The 18,359-nt window shown below is 69.0% G+C and carries 21 protein-coding genes; 15 read left to right on the top strand and 6 right to left on the bottom strand.

All coding sequences use genetic code 11. The features are described from left to right. Positions 1 to 89 precede the first annotated feature (89 nt). Both OHB21_RS15915 and OHB21_RS15920 read right to left on the bottom strand, forming a co-directional pair. The gene (locus tag OHB21_RS15915) at positions 90 to 707 is read right to left on the bottom strand and encodes a DUF1003 domain-containing protein (protein ID WP_067513753.1); all 618 of its coding nucleotides are present in this window, start codon (positions 705 to 707) and stop codon (positions 90 to 92) included. Then, a complete protein-coding gene (locus OHB21_RS15920; RefSeq protein WP_067513726.1) occupies positions 700 to 1,983 on the bottom strand; it encodes a magnesium transporter MgtE N-terminal domain-containing protein in 1,284 nt (427 codons plus the stop codon). Before OHB21_RS15920 ends, OHB21_RS15915 begins: the two co-directional genes overlap by 8 nt. A 61-nt stretch (positions 1,984 to 2,044) precedes the next feature. On the opposite strand from OHB21_RS15920, the gene OHB21_RS15925 reads away from it, so the two are divergent. The 7 genes from OHB21_RS15925 to OHB21_RS15955 all read left to right on the top strand — a co-directional run bounded on the left by OHB21_RS15925 (position 2,045) and on the right by OHB21_RS15955 (position 7,094). Then, the gene (locus tag OHB21_RS15925) at positions 2,045 to 3,001 is read left to right on the top strand and encodes an HpcH/HpaI aldolase/citrate lyase family protein (protein WP_195124794.1); all 957 of its coding nucleotides are present in this window, start codon (positions 2,045 to 2,047) and stop codon (positions 2,999 to 3,001) included. Positions 3,002 to 3,013: 12 nt separating this feature from the next. Further along, positions 3,014 to 3,505 carry a general stress protein gene (locus OHB21_RS15930; RefSeq protein WP_067513728.1) on the top strand — a complete coding sequence of 164 codons (492 nt, stop codon included), beginning with the start codon at positions 3,014 to 3,016 and terminating at the stop codon, positions 3,503 to 3,505. A gap of 4 nt (positions 3,506 to 3,509) precedes the next feature. Further along, complete coding sequence (locus tag OHB21_RS15935; RefSeq protein WP_084538126.1) at positions 3,510 to 4,088, top strand: suppressor of fused domain protein; 579 nt, start codon at positions 3,510 to 3,512, stop codon at positions 4,086 to 4,088. 193 nt (positions 4,089 to 4,281) lie between these two features. Beyond that, on the top strand, positions 4,282 to 5,151 hold the full coding sequence (locus OHB21_RS15940; protein WP_195124795.1) for an alpha/beta fold hydrolase: 870 nt from the start codon (positions 4,282 to 4,284) through the stop codon (positions 5,149 to 5,151). A 96-nt stretch (positions 5,152 to 5,247) separates the two neighbouring features. After that, the gene (locus tag OHB21_RS15945) at positions 5,248 to 6,039 is read left to right on the top strand and encodes an alpha/beta fold hydrolase (protein WP_084538134.1); all 792 of its coding nucleotides are present in this window, start codon (positions 5,248 to 5,250) and stop codon (positions 6,037 to 6,039) included. After that, entirely contained in the window at positions 6,036 to 6,497 is a 462-nt protein-coding gene (locus OHB21_RS15950; protein ID WP_067513731.1) for a GbsR/MarR family transcriptional regulator, read from the top strand. The genes OHB21_RS15945 and OHB21_RS15950 overlap by 4 nt, the downstream gene beginning before the upstream one ends. Positions 6,498 to 6,779: 282 nt before the next feature. Continuing rightward, on the top strand, positions 6,780 to 7,094 hold the full coding sequence (locus OHB21_RS15955) for a hypothetical protein (protein WP_147265779.1): 315 nt from the start codon (positions 6,780 to 6,782) through the stop codon (positions 7,092 to 7,094). A gap of 520 nt (positions 7,095 to 7,614) precedes the next feature. On the opposite strand, the gene OHB21_RS15960 is transcribed toward OHB21_RS15955, so the two are convergent. Beyond that, complete coding sequence (locus tag OHB21_RS15960) at positions 7,615 to 8,106, bottom strand: HEAT repeat domain-containing protein (protein WP_195126375.1); 492 nt, start codon at positions 8,104 to 8,106, stop codon at positions 7,615 to 7,617. Positions 8,107 to 8,703: 597 nt separating this feature from the next. On the opposite strand from OHB21_RS15960, the gene OHB21_RS15965 reads away from it, so the two are divergent. The 4 genes from OHB21_RS15965 to OHB21_RS15980 all read left to right on the top strand — a co-directional run bounded on the left by OHB21_RS15965 (position 8,704) and on the right by OHB21_RS15980 (position 11,914). Further along, positions 8,704 to 9,288 carry a DUF3558 domain-containing protein gene (locus tag OHB21_RS15965; protein ID WP_228789558.1) on the top strand — a complete coding sequence of 195 codons (585 nt, stop codon included), beginning with the start codon at positions 8,704 to 8,706 and terminating at the stop codon, positions 9,286 to 9,288. Between the two features lie 58 nt (positions 9,289 to 9,346). Further along, a complete protein-coding gene (locus OHB21_RS15970; protein ID WP_195124798.1) occupies positions 9,347 to 9,736 on the top strand; it encodes a hypothetical protein in 390 nt (129 codons plus the stop codon). An 8-nt stretch (positions 9,737 to 9,744) separates the two neighbouring features. Next, complete coding sequence (locus OHB21_RS15975; protein ID WP_195124799.1) at positions 9,745 to 11,070, top strand: hypothetical protein; 1,326 nt, start codon at positions 9,745 to 9,747, stop codon at positions 11,068 to 11,070. 76 nt (positions 11,071 to 11,146) lie between these two features. After that, positions 11,147 to 11,914, top strand: a complete 768-nt coding sequence (locus tag OHB21_RS15980; RefSeq protein ID WP_067513736.1) for an ESX secretion-associated protein EspG — start codon at positions 11,147 to 11,149, stop codon at positions 11,912 to 11,914. A gap of 24 nt (positions 11,915 to 11,938) precedes the next feature. Here the strand turns inward: OHB21_RS15980 and corA are convergent, their stop codons facing one another. The 3 genes from corA to OHB21_RS15995 are packed head-to-tail and all read right to left on the bottom strand — an operon-like array spanning position 11,939 to position 13,706. Then, positions 11,939 to 13,012 carry a magnesium/cobalt transporter CorA gene (gene corA / locus OHB21_RS15985; RefSeq protein ID WP_067513737.1) on the bottom strand — a complete coding sequence of 358 codons (1,074 nt, stop codon included), beginning with the start codon at positions 13,010 to 13,012 and terminating at the stop codon, positions 11,939 to 11,941. A 50-nt stretch (positions 13,013 to 13,062) separates the two neighbouring features. Then, complete coding sequence (locus OHB21_RS15990; RefSeq protein ID WP_195124800.1) at positions 13,063 to 13,473, bottom strand: type II toxin-antitoxin system VapC family toxin; 411 nt, start codon at positions 13,471 to 13,473, stop codon at positions 13,063 to 13,065. After that, positions 13,470 to 13,706, bottom strand: coding sequence for a FitA-like ribbon-helix-helix domain-containing protein (locus OHB21_RS15995; RefSeq protein WP_067513738.1), 237 nt, complete (start codon positions 13,704 to 13,706; stop codon positions 13,470 to 13,472). Before OHB21_RS15995 ends, OHB21_RS15990 begins: the two co-directional genes overlap by 4 nt. Positions 13,707 to 13,797: 91 nt before the next feature. Between OHB21_RS15995 and OHB21_RS16000 the strand changes: the two genes are divergently transcribed. From OHB21_RS16000 to OHB21_RS16015, 4 genes are all read left to right on the top strand, one after another. After that, the gene (locus tag OHB21_RS16000) at positions 13,798 to 14,652 is read left to right on the top strand and encodes a PHP domain-containing protein (protein ID WP_195124801.1); all 855 of its coding nucleotides are present in this window, start codon (positions 13,798 to 13,800) and stop codon (positions 14,650 to 14,652) included. Beyond that, complete coding sequence (locus tag OHB21_RS16005) at positions 14,649 to 14,915, top strand: hypothetical protein (protein WP_084538131.1); 267 nt, start codon at positions 14,649 to 14,651, stop codon at positions 14,913 to 14,915. Before OHB21_RS16000 ends, OHB21_RS16005 begins: the two co-directional genes overlap by 4 nt. 51 nt (positions 14,916 to 14,966) lie before the next feature. After that, complete coding sequence (locus tag OHB21_RS16010) at positions 14,967 to 16,664, top strand: FAD-binding protein (RefSeq protein WP_195124802.1); 1,698 nt, start codon at positions 14,967 to 14,969, stop codon at positions 16,662 to 16,664. A 465-nt stretch (positions 16,665 to 17,129) separates the two neighbouring features. Continuing rightward, positions 17,130 to 18,326, top strand: coding sequence for an NAD(P)-dependent malic enzyme (locus OHB21_RS16015; protein ID WP_067513741.1), 1,197 nt, complete (start codon positions 17,130 to 17,132; stop codon positions 18,324 to 18,326). Positions 18,327 to 18,359 lie beyond the last annotated feature (33 nt).

Here is an 18,359-nt window from a genome sequence, read left to right on the forward strand (position 1 = left end):
TACCCGGCCCTCGCAACCCCCGACCCGGCCCGCTCGGGACAACGCTGTCCAGGTTACCCAGGGGTCAGGATGTTGTAGAGCATTTCCGGTCAATCATCGGAGACCGGCGGCGCGACCTGGGGTGTTGCGGCGCGTCCACCGGAGGATTTCTTGCGTTTGACCTTTCCAGCCGTGGTCTCGGGTGTCGCGGACGCGCCGTCGGTGGTCGCCACCGCGATGCGGTCGAGGACTTCGCGCAGCTCCTCCAACTCCCGGCGCAGGTAGTCGCGGGTGGCCACATCGCCGACCGCCAACCGCAACGCCGCGAGTTCGCGGGCGAGAAACTCGGTGTCGGCTTTGGTCTGCGCGGCGCGCTGCCGATCCTCCTCCAGCGCCACCCGGTCGCGGTTGTCCTGACGGTTCTGCGCCAGCAGGATCAGCGGCGCCGCGTAGGCGGCCTGGGTGGAGAACGCCAGGTTCAACAGGATGAACGGATAAGGGTCCCACCGCAGCGCCACCACGGTCACGTTGAGGATGATCCAGACGATCACGACCACGGTCTGGATCGCCAGGTACCGGCCGGTGCCGAGGAATCGGGCCACCCGCTCGGAGCTGCGGGCCAGGGCCTCGGCATCCCAGTCGAAGCGGAACCGCGACTCCATCGGCGTCTCCAGCCGCTGGCGCGCCGAGCTCGTGCCCGGCCGCGGCCACGCGCCCTTCTCAGTCATGGACCGCGACCCCTTGGTGCCGTTCTTCTTCACGCCAGTCCTCCGGCAGCAGATGGTCCAGGACGTCGTCGACGCTGACCGCGCCCAGCAAGTGGTTCTCGTCGTCCACCACCGGCCCGCACACCAAGTTGTAGGTCGCGAAATAGCGGGTGACCGCCGTGAGCGGCACCTCGGGGCCCAACGGCGCGAGGTCGGCGTCGATGATCCCGCCCACCAGGTGCGCGGGCGGCTCGCGCAGCAACTGCTGGATGTGCACGCAGCCGAGGTAGCGGCCGGTGGGCGTGGCCGTCGGCGGGCGCACCACGAACACCATCGACGCCAGCGCGGGCGTGAGGTCGGGGTTGCGCACCCTGGCCAGCGCCTCCGCCACCGTGGTGGCCGGCGTCAGGATCACCGGCTTGGGCGTCATCAGGCCACCCGCGGTGTCGGGCGAGTGCTGCAGCAGCCGGCGCACCGGTTCGGATTCCTCCGGATCCATCAGCGCCAGCAGCGATTCGCGCTCGCCGGTGGGCAGTTCGCCGAGGAGGTCGGCGGCGTCGTCGGGGTCCATGGCCTCGAGCACGTCGGCGGCGCGGCGCACCTCCAGGTGGCCGAGCAGATCCACCTGGTCGTCGTCGGGGAGTTCCTGCACCACGTCGGCGAGGCGTTCGTCGTCGAGCGCCTCGGCCACCTCGATGCGGCGCTTCTCCGGCAGCTCGCGCAGCTGGTGCGCCACGTCGGCCGGGCGCAGGCCCTCGAATCGTTCGAGCAGCTGGGTCACGTCCTGGCCCGGCCTGCCGATCTCGTACGGCGTGAGACCGGAGACCGTCGACCAGTCCACCACGTGCACCGTGCGCCGCCGCCCGATCCTGCGGTGCCCGCGCACCGCGACCCGCGACACCCGCCAGTCCCTGGTGCGGGTCAGCTCCAGCCCGAGATCGACCACGAACACGTCCACGCCCGCCAGATCGGTGAGTTCCGGATCCTCCACGCGCACCGTGGAATCCACGATCTGCGCCAGCGCCAGCATCTCGCCGGGCCGTTGCTGGAAGCGGCGCAGGCTCACGGTGCCGGTGTTGAGCGCGATGGAACCGGGCTCGATCGAGGTGACGCGCAACATCGGGACGAAGATCCTTCGCCTGGTCGGCAATTCGACGACCAAGCCGTGCACGCGGGGTTGCTGACGGTCGTAGCGGACGGCCACGACGACGTCGCGGACCCTGCCGATAGACTCGCCGTCGGGTCCCAGAACCGCCAATCCGGCAAGCCTGGCGACGTACACCCTGGTAGCTGCCATGCTGCCCAGGCTAGAGGTTGACGTGCCGGGAGACCGCACCACGGCACGGGAGGAGTGTTCGATGAGGCCGCGTCGTTCGGTGCTCGCCGTCCCCGGCAGCAACCCGAAGATGATCGAGAAAGCCAAGGGCTTGCCCGTCGACGAGGTCTTCCTGGATCTGGAGGACGCGGTCGCGCCCGCCGCCAAGGCGGCGGCCCGCGCGAACATCGTCGCGGCGCTGAACCAGCCCGGCTGGGGCGGGCAGTTGCGGGTGGTGCGCGTCAACGACTGGACCACGCCGTGGACCTACGCCGATGTGATCGCCGCGGTGGACGGCGCGGGCTCGGCCATCGACGCGATCCTGCTCCCCAAGGTCACCGACGGCGGCCAGGTGCGCGCACTGGACCTGCTGCTCACGCAGTTGGAGAAGGCCAACGGCCTGGAGCCGGGCCGCATCGGCATCGAGCCGCAGCTGGAGAACGCGCTCGGCCTGCGCAATATCGACGAGATCGCCACCGCGAGCCCGCGCGTGCAGGCGCTGGTGTTCGGGCCCGCCGACTTCATGGCCAGCATCAACATGCGCACACTCGTGGTGGGCGAGCAGCCGGAGGGCTACGACACCGGCGACGCCTACCACCACATCCTCATGACGATCCTGCTCACCGCCCGCGCGCACGGGTTGCAGGCCATCGACGGCCCGTACCTGCAGATCCGCGACGTGGACGGCTTCCGCCGGGCGGCGGCCCGCACGGCCGCCCTGGGTTTCGACGGCAAGTGGGTGCTGCACCCGGGCCAGATCGACGCGGCCAACGAGATCTTCAGCCCCCGCCAGTCGGATTACGATCGCGCGGAAGAAATCCTGGACGCCTATGCCTTTCATACGTCGATCGAGGGCGGCGCGCGCGGCGCGGTGATGCTGGGTGCGGAGATGATCGATGAGGCCAGCGCCAAGATGGCGCAGGTGATCGCCGAGAAGGGCCGGGCCGCCGGGATGGCGCGAACGACGCGTTTCACACCACCCAACTACGGTTCCGGATAGCAGAATGGTGTTATGACGAATCCCTTGGGGAACTCGAATCGTGCCCGCCAGGGCCTGCCGACCCCGCCGTCGGGGTGGCCGGTCGGCTCGTACCCGACCTACGCCGAGGCGCAGCGGGCGGTCGACTACCTGGCCGACAGCCAGTTCCCGGTGCAGGACGTGACCATCGTCGGCGTCGACCTCATGCAGGTCGAGCGCGTGCTCTACCGCCTGAACTGGGGCAAGGTGATCGGCGGCGGCGTGGTGTCGGGCGCGTGGCTGGGCCTGTTCCTCGGTCTGCTGCTGAGCCTGTTCACCACCAGCGGCACCCTCGGCCCGCTGCTCGTCGGCCTGGTCGGCGGCATCATCTTCGGCGTCATCTCGACGTCGATCCCGTACGCGGCCACCAAGGGCCAGCGCGACTTCGCCTCCACCATGCAACTGGTGGCGGGCCGTTACGACGTGCTGTGCGACCCGAAGTCGGCCGAGCAGGCGCGGGACATGCTGGCGCGGTTGGCGATCTGAGCGCATGGACGTGATCGACGCGGTCCGCACCGGCGTGCTGGACCACTTCGGGGTGGAGCGCGGCGCCATCGACTCCGCCTCGGTGACCTTTCTCGGGCTCGAGCCGATCGAGATCCTGCGCATTCCGGACGGCGAGATCGTCCACTACGTCACCCTCGGCGGTTCCCGCCACCCGATGGGCGATCCGGGCGACCTGCACGCCGACCCGGTGCGCGGGCCGCGCGCCGAGCTGGTGCTGAGCCTGCGGATCGGCACCGCGCAGCCGGGACTGCCCAAATCGCTCGGCATCCTGGTCGCGACGCCCGCCGTGGAAGGTGTTGTCCTGCAACCGGATGCGCTGCTGGACCTGGGCGAACCGCTGTGGCAGGGCGCGGTGTTCACCGCGGTATTGCTGGGGGACAGCGACATTCCCGCCGTGGCGCTGCCCGAACCTGCGGAACCCGTTCGGTACCTGACGGTTACGCCGGTGACGGCGACGGAGGCCGCGTGGGTCCGGGTGCGCGGTGCGGGGGCGCTGCGGGATGCGTGGGCCGAGGCGGGGATCGACACTCGCGATCCGGGGCGCGGGGCGGCGTCGCTGTAGGAGTTCGTGAAGCGTCGGCACGTTGCGTGATCCGTGAATGCCGGCGAGGACGCCGCTCGATCGAGTATCGGTCCCTGGCGAAGTCGGGCGGCGAGGGATGTCCGGGTTGTCGACGGTCCAGGCGTCGCGCCGGCGCGGGCAAAGATCGGGCACTCGCCGATGAGTTCTCGCCACCCGCCCCGTCACTACCGGCATGACGACACACAAGCTCGAAGTGCCCGGCGCCACGCTCACCTACGACGTCCACGGGCCCATCCCGACCGCCGACGGGCGGCCGCCGCTGCTCATGACCGGACTCCCGATGGACGCGAGCGGGTTCGCCACGCTCGCCTCGTACTTCCCCGAGCGCACGGTTGTCACCTACGACCCGCGCGGCCTCGGGCGCAGCGTCCGCACCGACGGCGCGGTCGACAACGACCCGGCCGTCCACGCCGAGGACGTGCACGCCGTCGTCCGCGCCCTCGACGCCGGCCCGGTCGAGATCTTCGCCAGCAGCGGCGGGGCCATCGTCGCGCTCGCGCTCGTCACCGCGCACGCCGACGACGTGACCACCCTCATCGCGCACGAACCGCCCCTGCTGTCCGTGCTCCCCGACGCCGCGGCGGCCGAACGCGCCGCCGACGGATACCGCAACGCCTACGCCGCCAAAGGTTTCGGCGCGGGCATGGCGGCGTTCATCGCGATGACGTCCTGGCAGGGCGAATACACCGACGAGTACTTCGCCGCGCCCGCCGCGGACCCCGCGATGTTCGGCCTGCCCACCGAGGACGACGGCTCGCGCGACGACCCGCTGCTGTCGGAGCGGTCCCGGGCCGTCGTCGGCTACCGCCCCGATATCGCCGCGCTCACCGCGGCGCCGACCCGGATCGTGCTCGGCTACGGCGAGGAGTCGAGGGGCACGGTCACCGAACGCACTTCGACGGCGGTCGCCGCGCGGCTCGGTCTCGAGCCGGCGGTCTTCCCCAGCCATCACGGCGGGTTCACGGGCCCCGAGTCCGGCTACGCGGGGGAGCCGGAGGCGTTCGCCCGGGTCCTCCACGAAGTGCTCGACGAGGTCAGCTGAAACCAGCGTGTTCCCGGTCGGCGGCACCTGTCCCTCCCGGGTGCCGTTCGACCGGACATCTCCTTCAATCTGCGCTATATTCAGAATATTATGAATATGACGCACACGCTTGCTCTTTCGGGTTGCGACCTCCGGTTCCGCGACAGCGGCGAGACAGGTCTGCCGGTGGTGTTCACCCACGGGGCCGGTGTCGATGCGCGCATGTTCGACCAGCAGGTGGACGCGGTGGTGCGGGCCGGTTTCCGCGCGGTGAGCTGGGACCTGCGCGGCCACGGTGAATCGCGCCCGGACCGCGCGGGATTCACCGCCGAGCGGGCGCTGGCCGATCTCACCGCGTTGATCGACCACCTCGACCTGGACCGGCCGGTGCTCGTCGGGCATTCGCTGGGTGGGAATCTGAGCCAAGCGGCGGTGCGGCGGGCGCCGGAGCGCTTCGCGGGGTTGGTCGTCATCGACTCGACGTGGAACTCCGGGCCGCTGCGGGCGGGGGAGCGTGCGCTGTTGCGCCTGGCGGCGCCGATGCTGCGGCTGATCCCGGCGCGATCGCTGCCCCGGCTGATGGCCGACGCGTCGGCGGAGACGCCCGCGGCCCGCTCCTACGCCGCCGAGGCGTTCGCGCGGATCGGCAAGGCCGAGTTCGTCCAGGTCTGGCGGGCCACCGCGAGCCTGGTGGATCCGGATCCGGGGTATCGGATTCCGTTGCCGCTCTGCCTGATTCGCGGCGAGCGTGACCGGACCGGCAATATCGCCACGGCGATGCGGCGATGGGCGGAAGCCGAGGGGGTCGCCGACCACGTCATCCCGGACGCGGGCCACCTCGCGCCGCTGGACGCCCCCGACGCCGTCGGTGCGGTGCTCGTCGACTTCCTGCGGGGAATCGAGCGGTGAGCGCCGACGAACGCGAGGAGTTCGCCCAGCAACTCGGCGACCTGTTCGCCGCCTGGCACCTCGCCCGCGCCACCGGCCGCGTCTACGGCAGGCTGCTGCTCGAATCCGAACCGGTCGGCCTCGACCACCTCGGCGCGCTCACCGGGGCCAGCGCGGGCGCGGTGAGCACCGCCGTCCGCGAGCTGGTGTCCTGGGGGCTCGCCCGCACCATCCCGCAGCCCGGTAGCCGACGCCTGCTCGTGGAGGCGTGCGGCGGGTTGGAGAACCTCCTGGCGGCCAGTCAGCAGCGGGCGCGGCGGTTCGTGGACGTGCTGCGCGACGGTGCGGAACTCGCCGACGGGCCGCGGGCGCGGGAGCGGTTGAACGACGTCACCGACCTGTTCCAGAGGTACGTGGAAGCGGGGGACGCGATTCTGCGTCCGCGTGAGTCCGGGGAAAGTACTTCTGGCCGAAGGTGATTCACGTGCGTCGCGCACCTTCACCAACCTCGGGGACCCGCTCGACCGGAGTTGCACCGACGACCCGGCCATGACCGAGTTCTCCGAGACCGTGCGATGAGCACCAGCCTTAGTGCGTGGCTTGCGGTCGTGGCGCGGCGCTTCGCGCGGACCAGGCCGAATCGCGCCGGCGCGCCGCCCGGTTCGGGCTGCTCGCGGCACCGGCGCCGGTGGTGCGTGCGCGTCGAACGTCATCCTCGAGGCGGATGCACGTGCCCACCTCGCGCTCGTAGCATGCTCGGTGTGAAACTCGGAATGCTGTCTTGCACAAGCGCGCTCGTCCTCGCCGCCGCGGCCGTCGTCGCACCCACCGCGTCGGCGATCCCCACCGGTTCGTTCGGTGACGGCAGGCAGGTGGTGATCATCGACGGCGTGCTCGAGATCAGCAACCTCGACGAATGCTGGGCCTCCGGCTTCCCCCGCGACATCGACGTCGACAACCGCAGCTCCCGCAGCTACCTCGTCTTCGCGAGCGACGACTGCTCCGGCGCACCCGTCGCCACCGTCCCCGCCCGCACCCGGGAAACCCATCACGGCTGGTCCGCGCGGGCCGCCTGAGCATCGACTCCACCGAGGTGCCGGAGGGTCCCGGACCGGGACCGAACCCCGGGCAAATCTCCCGCGACCACCCCTTGACTCCCGCCGGATGAGGAGGACACTGGAACTACACCGGAACACCGAAGGGTGCGCAACGCTCGAAGAAGACGTTCGGAGAACGCGAAACATCCTCCAGAGATCCGGCCAGGCCCCCGGCAAGCCAGTCGAAGACCGGAGCCGTCAGCGACGACTGAGGCTCATGGATTCGATGCAGACTACCGGGGACTGCTCTGTTCAGGACTCTCACTTCATCGATCCGTCGTTGGACTGCGCCGTTCGGGTGTGCCTCACTCGTCACCGAACCTGTCGGCGAGGTATTCGCGGAAGTCGTAGAGCCAGGGGCCATCCCGTGCGCGAGTGAAGGCCCGGCAGGAAGGCCACGTATACGTCGTATCCCGTGCCCTCGATGCCGGAGAGGCGCGGGTGCGTCCGGAGACCGTTCACGAACTGCTGGGGCCGTGGTCCTCTCGGCGTCGACGAATTATTGGCGAGTTCGCTTGTCATGTTGTCTGCGCGCCATGGCCCGGACGGTCGGATCCTCGGACGACAGCACCGACAGCAACGCTCGCTCGGCGTCGTCGCCGGGTATCCGCGCCAGGGCGTGCACAGCCTTCGAGGCCAGCGCCCGATTGTCGTCCCAGGCCAGGTGATCCGGCACCCATTCGCACAGCCGGAGCAGCACGTCGACCGCGCGGGGATCGCCGAACAGGCCCAGCTGGAACGTGATGCTCTCCTGCGCTCGATGCCAATTTTCCGTCGCCAGCCGGAGATAGATCTCGACGTGGTCCGCATCGATCCCGAAGAGACTCGCCACGATCATGGCCGCTTCGAGATCGTCGGGATCACGCCGCGCCGCAGTGCTTTCCATCAGGTCGAGCCCGAGTCGCTTCCCGTCCTCGACGCCGAAGTGCCGGAGAATTTCGTTCGGCGTCGTCGGAGGCTGCCCCGGAACGCTGGCGGCGCCGAGAATCACCTGCCAGGCAGCATCATCTATCCGCACAACAGCCCTCGCCATCCACCGCCGGCACGTCCCGCGAAGGAATCATCCGGAGTCCACACGTATTCGCTCAGCCCACCACACCGCGCGGCTCGACCGCCACCGAGTATCTTCTCGAGTTCTCTTTCGCCGATCCGAGATACGCGAGGAGAGGTCGGCCTCATCGTCCGCTGTCCCGCCGTCTCGCGCCCTACCACGGTCGGCTGCGGCCGAGTTCCCGAGCGTGATCGGCGGCCGTGTTCGGGTCGGCTCCGACGAGCTGGCACCGAACACCTCACCGGCGGTGCATCGAGTGGGTGCGTGAGGCCCGGGTGGGGGCGGCCTGTGAGAATGCGCTTGTTGCGGCCTGCGAATCCAGGGTGGGGTGTACCGCTGTTCGTGGTGGTGGGCGGCTGGGGGCAGCGAGTGTGGGGTGCAAGCGCGGAGGTTTGTGGGTGGGATTGTGCAACCGTCCGATTGGATGGGGGTCGATGGTCGGTTAGCCTTGTCCTGCCCGAGTGGGAGTTGCGGGGGGCCTGGTTGCGTCCTGCTCCCGGTGCGGGGTGCGCTTGAGATCAGGAGGGTGCGGGCGTGATGGTTGGTGGAACGAGCCGGGGTGCGGTGCGTTTGGCGGCTGTCGGGGTGGCGGCGGTCGCGGTGCTCGCCGGGTGTTCGTCGACGGTTGACGGGACGGCTACCGAGCAAGGGCAGGGGAGTGCGCCGACCAGTCATGATGAGTCGATCCCGCTGTTCAATCCCTGTACTGATCTGTCGGATGAGGTGCTGGCGGGGGCCGATCTGGATCCTGCGTCCAAGCAGGTGACCGTGGACAGGCAGGACGGTCCGCCCAGCTGGTGGAAGATCTGCGATTGGGACTCCACCGACGGCCCCTATGGCGTCAGTATCTTCTCGACGCGGAGGACGGTGGAAGAGCGCAGATCGAATGAGCGAAGTCGCTTCGTCCGTGACGTGACCATCGGTACGCGAGCAGGTGTGGTGACCACGAATCCCGATGATCCGGATGAACTGACCTGTCATGTGAGTATTCCTGCTGCGCAAGGCATGTTCGAGCTCGGTATCACATGGCTGTACGGTGAGCCGCAGCCTACTGCTGATACGCCACCGTGTGATTTGGCGGTCCGTCACATGGAGTACTTCGAACCCCATCTCCCAGCATGATCGTGAATGGTGGCGAAATGTACGGGGAGTTTCTTGGATTGTGTCTGGAGGTGGCCTCATGACACAGGGAAGTTCTATCGATCAGTCCCTGGCGCAGTGGCGCGGATACAAGCAGAAGGCTGAATCGGGAGAATTCAAACTGGATTCTCAGCTGGGTGGTGCTCTGGAGGGGCGTTGCGACACGTTGCTCGATGGTCTGCGGACCGAACTCCTGCGGCGGGCGACCAACCTCCGGCAGCTCAGCGGATTTGGAGAACTGCCCTCGGCTACCGCATTGCAGTCGAAGTTCGAGAAGAAGGCCGACGGCGACCAAGACTCGGCAGTCAACCAGTTGAAGAAGCATATTGACCTGGTCATTCTCATGCGCGATACCTACAAACTGGCGACCCAGAAACTGGCCGACCAGGACCAGTCCAACGCCAACGATCTCAACAATACGGACGTGTAGGAGGGGTTGTGGGAACGTCCACGTGGGAATGGCTCAACAATATCGGTGGCTATGCGTCCGACCCGATCAATATCGTCAAGGATGTCTTCAACGCCAGATCTGAGGCGGAGCAGCAGTCGAAGGACTTCGATGATCGCAAGTCCGGTGCGCAGCAGCAGTGGGATTCGGATCGGGCGATTGTCAACAAGAACTGGTCGGATCTGCAATCGCAGCACGAGGGCGGGTACTCGGATCGCGTGGTGGTCGGGGAGAATAAAGAGTCCTTCCTGACGGCGTCGCACGACTGGATTTACAACAACCTGAAAGATGTTAAGCCGGGGGAGATCAATGACGGCGCCAACGGCTGGCGCGATATGGTCAAGGCTGGCCGGGAACTGAGCGACGTGTTCGCCAACGGTGTGAAGGACGACATCGAGGCCTATATGAAAGGGCAGACCGCCAACGCGGTGGTCGAGTCGACGAAGTCGTACGCGGGCGAGCTGAACAAGCTGCTCGTTTCCTTCGAGATGGTGGCGCGCGGCCTCGATCTGACCGAAGGCTATCTGGCTCAGGCTCAGCAGACGGTAGATCCTCCGCATGAACTGTCGTGGGCGGACAAGCTGATCGGCCACATCCCCGGCAACGGCGTTCTGAAAAGCGCCCAATACCGCGCCGACGAGGCGGAGAACCGCGTCCGCGATTTCATGGACCGCGTCTACCAGCCCGGCGTCGCCGAGGAAGTGGACCCCTACACCCCGAAAATCCCCGAACCCAAGAGCACGATCAAGAACGACACGGATGTCCCCGGCCCCGGCCAGCCCGGTCCCGGTCCGGGTGGTCCGGGGCCAGGCCCCGGGCCCGGCACCACCGAGGACCCCACGCAGCCGGGAACCGAACTGGAGGATCCGTCGACGGACCCGGACGACACGGATACCAGCACCGACCCGTCGTCGAATCCGCTGTCGACCGATCCGGCGTCGACGAATCCGGCGTCGACCGTGCCCGACACCAAGATCCCCAGTACGGATCTGCCGAAGTCGACCACGCCGAGCACGCCGGGGCCGGGGGTTCCCGGTGTGCCGGGGCCCGGGACGCCGGGGCCGGGGGCGGGGCGCAGTGTGACCGCGACGCCGACCACGCAGCAGCCCGGGTTGAACGGTGCGAACAATCGCGCGGGCGCCGGTATGGGGCGCGGAATGGCCGGTATGCCCGGTATGGGTGGCGCCGGTGCTCGCGGCAAGGGCGATGACGACGAAAACCACAAGATCCCCGACTATTTGGTCTACGACCACGGGGACGAACTGCTGGGCACGCAGCCGCCCGCGCTCCCGCCCGGTGGGGTGATCGGCGGATGAGAACCGGACAAGCATCGCGGGAACCGTTGGTGCGCGGGTGGATTCATGGTGTTGGGAATGTCGGTGAGGCGGCGGCATGAATGAGTTCCAGTGGCGCATGGACGGTTTCATGTTCCAGCTGGCGTTGGAGGCGTTCGGGCGGGATCGGTTGCCCTACCCGCTGCGGTACAAGGTCGAGGGTGTCGAGGCGCATGACGACTACCTGCGGGCGCGGGTGGACGCGGCGCGGCGCTTGCAGGGCATCGCCGACGAGCGTCTGTACGAGGCGCTGACCGTGCTGCTCGAACCGCGGGTCCGGGTGGAAGTGCACGGATTCTACGGCCCGGATTTCGCCCAGGTGGTGCGCATCCACGCCGGACTGGACGCGCGCAGCGCGACCGTCGCCGTGCAAATGTCCGGCCCCACACAGCAATACGGACGCGACGTGATTCTGTATCGATGCCCGGCGCGCGGTGCGGTCACGCACATCGTCGGCAATCTGCCCCAGTGCGGGCCCGGTAAGCATCGTCCATTGAGCGGGCGGCGCTCCGATCTGGACCGTCCCGAGTACGGACAGCATCCGACGCGGTTGTCGCCCACCGAGGAACTGAATCGCCTTGTGCGTCGCCCACGTTCGAGCCTGGGTGAGATCATGGTGTATCGCGGGGCGGCCTACGACAGCAGGCCCACCGGCGACGGGCGCGGGTTCCACTGGATGGATTATCTGCCCGCCGACGGAAGGTACTTGCTGCACAATCACTCCGAGCAGGACTTCACGCTGGCGCCGGGCTCGGCCGCCGAGATGGAACGCGAACTCCACAAACTCCTGGAGGCGAGTTTCCGTCCGGTGGCGCGCAGTTGGTAAAAGCTCTGCTTGTACTCGGAACCCTCACAACCAATTGTTGCGATGAAAGGTCACGTACAACCCCGTGCAGATCGTGAGAATCACCATCCACACCGCCGGATATCCCCACGGTGAACTGAGTTCCGGCATGTGCTCGAAGTTCATGCCGTAGATGCCGGCGATCATCGTCGGCACCGCGGCGATCGCGACCCACGCCGAGATCTTGCGCATGTCCGTGTTCTGCTGGACGCTGATCTTCGCCAGGGCCGCGCTCACGAGTTCGCTGAGGGATTCGTCGAAGTCGGCGATGTGCTCGGCGACGGTGGTGTGGTGGTCGGCCACGTCGCGCAAGTAGCGGCGAATCTCCTTGGGCAGCGGTAGATCCGGCTTGTGCACGAGGAGTTGCAGCGGCAGGGCGAGGGGGTTCACCGCGCGGCGCAGTTCCACCACTTCGCGTTTGAGCTGGTAGATCGTTTCGACGGTGGTGAGGTTGCGCGGGGTGAAGACCGCCTCCTCCATCTCCTCGATGTCGTTCTCCACCGAGCCCGCGACATCGACGTAGGAGTCGACCACGTGGTCGGCCACCGCGTGCAGGACCGCGCCCGGCCCGAGCGCGAGTTGTTCAGGCTTGGACTCCAATTCGTGGCGCACGCCCGCGAGCCCGGTGTGTTCGCCGTGCCGGACGGTGACGGCGAAATCGGGGCCGGTGAACACCATGATGTCGCCGGTCTCCACGATTTCGGAGATGGCGTGGATGTCGTGCGGCACGTAGCTGACGGTGCGCAGCACCAGGAACAGCGTGTCGTCGTAGCGCTCCAGCTTCGGGCGCTGCTTGGCGTGCACCGCGTCCTCCACGGCGAGCGGGTGCAGGTCGAACGCGTGCGCGATATCGGCCATCTGGTGCTCATCGGGATCGTGCAGACCGACCCACACGAACCCCGACCCGCGCTCGCGCACCTCGGCCAGCGCCGCCTCGTGCGTGAACCGTCCGGGCAGCCGCTCCCCGTCCACGTACACGCCGCAGTCCACGATCGCCCGCGCGGTCGGCACCGGCACCCACGCGGCCGGCGTCGCGCGCCCGGGACCGCGGAACGACGGCATCGGCGGAATGGACGGCACCCGACGATGCTACGTCGGCGGCGCGTGCGAGGACGGGAACGCGCGCCAGGTCAGTAGGTGAGCAGTCGTACCGCGGCGGGAAGGCCGCAGTACTCCGCCGCCTTCGCCAGCCGGGCGTCGAACGTGACCGCAGTGGTGTCCTCCAGCGCGGCGACCGCCAGATACGTCGCGTCGTAGACGGAGACGTTGTGTCGTAATCGCCACACGGTGCGCAGCAAGGTCGCGTCGGTGCTCACGTACTCGATCTGCATCGCGGCGAGCGCCTCGGTGGCGGTGTCGGCATCCGCGGCTGGAAGTTTGCGCGCCACAACAGCTTTGTGCAGGGTCCGTTGGACTTCGAAGGGCATGTGCGCCGGTGCGGACCAGTCGTCGTCGGCGATCATCGCGGCGCGCGCGGTGTCACCGGCCCGGGTGTGATCGACCAGAGCGAAAACCATCACGTCGGCGTCGATGACGATCAATCGTCGGACCCTCTGTCACGGCGGATCTCGGCGAGAATCTCGTCGGGTGTGAGTTCGAGCCCCCGATGCCCGACCATGCTCTCGAGCAGATGCCGATTGCGCTCCGCGCGGAACTCGCGCTCGAGCAAACTCCGCAGGTAGGACTGGGTGGACTGGCCGCGTGCGGCAGCACGTGCCGCGATCGCGTCCCGAATCTCTTCCGGTACATCCTTGATCTGAATTGCCACACTCATGACACCAGGGCACATGCGCATGTCATGCGCATGTGAGCGAGACGTCGGCGGCGCGTGCGTCACTCGGAACCCGCACTGTAAGACTGGAGGCGTGCGCATCGACCTGCATACTCATTCGACCGCGTCCGATGGGACCGACAGTCCGGCCGAGCTGGTGCGGAACGCGGCGGCCGCCGGGCTCGACGTGGTGGCGATCACCGATCACGACACCACGTCCGGGTGGGCGGAGGCCGAGGCGGCGCTGCCCGAGGGGATGACGCTGGTGCGCGGGATGGAGATGTCGTGCGTGGGGTTGGGGGAGGACGGGTGGCCGGTGCCCGTGCACCTGCTGGCCTACCTGTTCGACCCCGCCGACCGCTGCTTCGCCGAGGAGCGCGAGCGGTTGCGCGCCGAGCGGGTCGACCGGTTGCGGTCGATGGCCGAGCGGATGGCCGCCGACGGACTGCCGATCGATCCCGACGCGGTACTCGCCTCGGCGGGCGTGTCGGCGGGCCGGCCGCACCTGGCGCGGGCGCTGGTGGAGGCGGGCGTGGTGCCGACCGTCGACGCGGCGTTCACCGACCTGCTCGCCCCGCACGGCCGCTACTACGCGGAGAAGGCCGACACGCCGCTGCGCCGCGCGGTGGAGATGATCGCCACGGCTGGCGGTGTGAGTGTGCTGGCCCACACCCGCGCCCGCAAGCGGGGCCGCCTGCTCGCGGTCGACGACATCCGCGCGCTGTCCGAGGTGGGGCTGGGCGGGCTCGAGGTGGACCACCCCGACCACTCCGCGTCCGACCGCGTGCTGCTCACCGGACTGGCGGGCGAACTCGGGCTGATCACCACCGGTTCCTCGGACTACCACGGCCGGAACAAGACCATCCGGCTCGGTGAATTCACCACGGAACCGGCGCAATTCGAGGAACTGGTGGGCAAGTCCTCCGGCGTGCCGGTGATCGCCCGGTGAGGCTGCTACGGGGGCTGAGCGGTGTCGCCGCCGCCGGCACCGTGCTGCTCACCCTGGTGGTCGTCGGAGCGGCGGTGCTGGGCGGGCAGCGCGGGTTTCCCGGACCGGGCGCGGAGTCGGTGACCTGGCATCTGGTGGCCTCGGCGGTGGTGCTCGCGGCGCAGATTTTCGCGGATCGGCGTCGGGGTTCGGCGGCGTTCTCCGGATGCGCGGTCGTTTTCTTGGTCACGGGAACGTTGCTGTGGACACAGTGGTGGGGTTGAGGGTCGTGTACTGGTTGCGGCCGGGTGAATTGTGGCCGAATATTTTGTCTTGTGAACGATATCCAGACGGATGTGCTGATCCTCGGCGGTGGACCCGCCGGGGTGTGGGCCGCCGTCGCGGCGGCCGGCGCGGGAGCGCGTGTGGTGCTGGTGGACAAGGCCCGTTGCGGAAGCAGCGGGCCTTCCGCGTTCGGGAGCACGTCGCTGTGGAACATCCCTCCCGGCGCGGCGCGTGAGGAAGCGGTGCGGCACGCGTACACGCACGGGGGCGCACTCGGCGACGCGGAGCTGATGTACCGGGTGCTGGACGAGACGCATCGCCGCGTGGGGCAGCTGGCGAGCTGGGGGCACAGGTTTCCCGAGGACTGCGCGGGCGGTGCCTCGCTGCGCGTATGCCTCGACGGGGCGGGCTATCTGCGGCGGATGCGCCGCGCCGTACTCGAGGCCGGAGTGCGCGTCCTCGACCATCATCCGGCGCTGCAACTGCTGGTGGACTCCGACGGGACGGTGTCGGGTGCGTCGGGTGTGCAGCGCAACAACAGGTTTCGTCCGTGGACGGTGCGGGCCTCGGCGGTGATCGTGGCGACCGGCGGCTGCGCGTTCCTGTCCGGCAGCGCCGGAACGGAGGTGGCGACCGGCGACGGACTGCTGCTCGCCGCCGAAGCGGGCGCCCGGCTGTCGGGGATGGAGTTCTCCAGCGCCTACGGTCTCGCGCCCGTGCTGAATTCCGGTGCGCGGTCGATGCATTCGAGCTACGCGCCGGGGCTGGCGCTGCATTTCGCGACGCTCTACGACGAGACGGGCGAGGTCATCGATGGGCACCGCTCGGCGTTCGGGGCGATCTCGCGCGGGCGGCGGGTGTTCGCCGCGCTGGACGACGTGCCCGAGACGATCCGGCACTGGCTCACCAGGCAAGGCGCGGTGGACCGGCGCAGCCGCGTGCCGCTGCGAGCCGTGCTGGAGGGCACCGTGCGCGGCACGGGCGGGTTGCGCATCACCGGAAACGACTGCGCCACCGATGTTTTCGGACTCTTCGCCGCCGGTGACGCGGCCACGCGCGAGGCGATCACCGGCGCGATGAGCGGATTCGGCGGGCAGAGCGGGGCGTGGGCGATCGCGTCGGGCGTGTGGGCCGGGGCCGGGGCGGCACGGTTCGCGCGCGAGCGCGGCAGACCCGGCGCTGTGCGCGCGGTGCCCGGCGCCGGGCTCGGCCCGGTCGCGCACGTCGATCCCCGCGCGGTGATCGGGCTGGTGCAGGAACACACCTTGCCGCTGCGCCGCAGTTACTGGCGCAGCGAGGGCAGCCTGCGCGACAGCATCGCCGAACTCGACGCCATGTGGCCGGGCGCGGCCTTCGACCTCGGCGGCACGGGCGCCGACCGGGTGCGCGCCCGCCAAGCCGCCGCCCTGCTCGCCGTGGCCCGCTGGACCAAGTACAGCGCGCTGGCCCGCACCGAGACCCGCGGCATGCACCAGCGCACCGACCATCCCGCCACCACCGCCGATTGGCGGGCGCGGGTGCTCTCGGGCGGGCTCGACGAGGTGTGGGTGGACACCATCCCGCTGCCCGCGATCCCGGAGGCGTTGCCGCGGGCGAGCGAGGACGCCGGTGTGCTCCCGCCGCCGTCGGTCGTGCGGGGACAGGTGCCCGTCGGCATGGAGCCGGCTCCGGCGCTGCCGCCCACGCCACCGATCGCCCCGGAGGCGGCCGAGGCCGAGTGGGTGGAATCGGGTCTGCCGTCCGCGTAGCACCTCACACCCCGCCGGGCGACCGCCCGAGACAGCTCACCGGACGCTCGCGCCGGGGTGCGAGTTTCCCCTAACGTCGGGGCAATTCCGGCGGCCTACCCTCGATTCATGATGCGCAGTCGGTACCCGGCACACCGGTTTGTCAACCGGTCGGACCGACTGGCAGAATGTTGCGGATTCCCGTCCTTTGCCACCGCCGGGTCCGGGAACCACGGTGACCTCCGCCGCGCGACGCACCGTCGCACCCCGAAGATCGCCCCGCACGATGTATCCGGACCCACCCGTCCGGTTCCGCTCCGCAGATCAGTGCAGCGCCACGTCTCGATGAGGACAGCCGGATCGCGATTCCGCATCTACCCGAAACGTCCCGGTCAGCGCACTCGATGAGCGGAACGTATCAGCTATGACCAACTACCCGGCGGTAACCGTCCCCCGGTTCAGCCCGACCCGAGCAGGAGTGAAATCGTGTCACCTGTGACTGACGCACCGAATGCCACCGCGAGCCTGTCCGAGATCACGCAGGAAGAGATCTTCGCCGGCCACCTCGGCGGCAAGCTCTCGGTCGAGCTTTCGGCTCCGCTGGAGACCCAGCGTGACCTCTCCATCGCCTACACCCCCGGTGTCGCTCAGGTCAGCCGCGCGATCGCCAAGGACGAGGCGCTGGCCAAGCGCTACACCTGGACCGACCGCCTGGTCGTCGTGGTGAGCGACGGCACCGCGGTGCTGGGCCTCGGTGACATCGGCCCGCGCGCCTCGCTGCCGGTCATGGAGGGCAAGGCGGCGCTGTTCAAGAAGTTCGCCGGTCTGGACTCGATTCCGATCGTGCTCGACACCAAGGACGTCGACGAGATCGTCGAGACCCTGATCCGCCTGCGCCCGAGCTTCGGTGCGGTGAACCTGGAGGACATCTCCGCGCCGCGCTGCTTCGAGATCGAGAAGCGCGTCATCGAGGCGCTGGACTGCCCCGTCATGCACGACGACCAGCACGGCACCGCCATCGTGGTGCTGGCTGCGCTCAACGGCGCCGCCAAGGTGCAGGGCCGCGCCATCTCCGGCCTGAAGGTCGTGGTGTCGGGTGCGGGCGCCGCCGGTGTCGCGTGCACCAACATCCTGCTGGCCGCCGGTGTCGCCGATGTGACCGTGCTCGACTCGAAGGGCATCGTGAGCACCACCCGCACCGACCTCAACGAGGTCAAGGCGGAGCTGGCGCAGCGCACCAACCCGCGCGGCCTGATCGGTGGCGCCGCGGAGGCGCTGGCGGGTGCCGACGTGTTCCTGGGCCTGTCGGCCGGCCTGATCGCCGAGGAGCTCATCGCCTCGATGGCGCCGGAGTCGATCGTGTTCGCGATGTCGAACCCGGATCCGGAGATCCACCCCGACGTGGCGCGCAAGTACGCCGCGATCGTGGCCACCGGCCGCAGCGACTTCCCGAACCAGATCAATAACGTGCTCGCCTTCCCCGGCGTGTTCAAGGGCGCGCTGGACGCGGGCGCCCGCCGCATCACCGAGGGCATGAAGGTCGCCGCCGCCAACGCCATCTTCGGCGTCGTCGCCGACGAGCTGTCCCCGGACAAGATCATCCCGAGCCCCCTGGACCCGCGCGTCGCCCCGGCCGTCGCCGAGGCCGTCGCCGCCGCGGCCCGCGCGGAGGGCGTGGCGTAACCACCAGAGCGAGAAGGGCGCCCGTTCCGGAAA

This window comes from Nocardia puris (genome assembly GCF_036051655.1).
Taxonomy (GTDB): domain Bacteria; phylum Actinomycetota; class Actinomycetes; order Mycobacteriales; family Mycobacteriaceae; genus Nocardia; species Nocardia puris.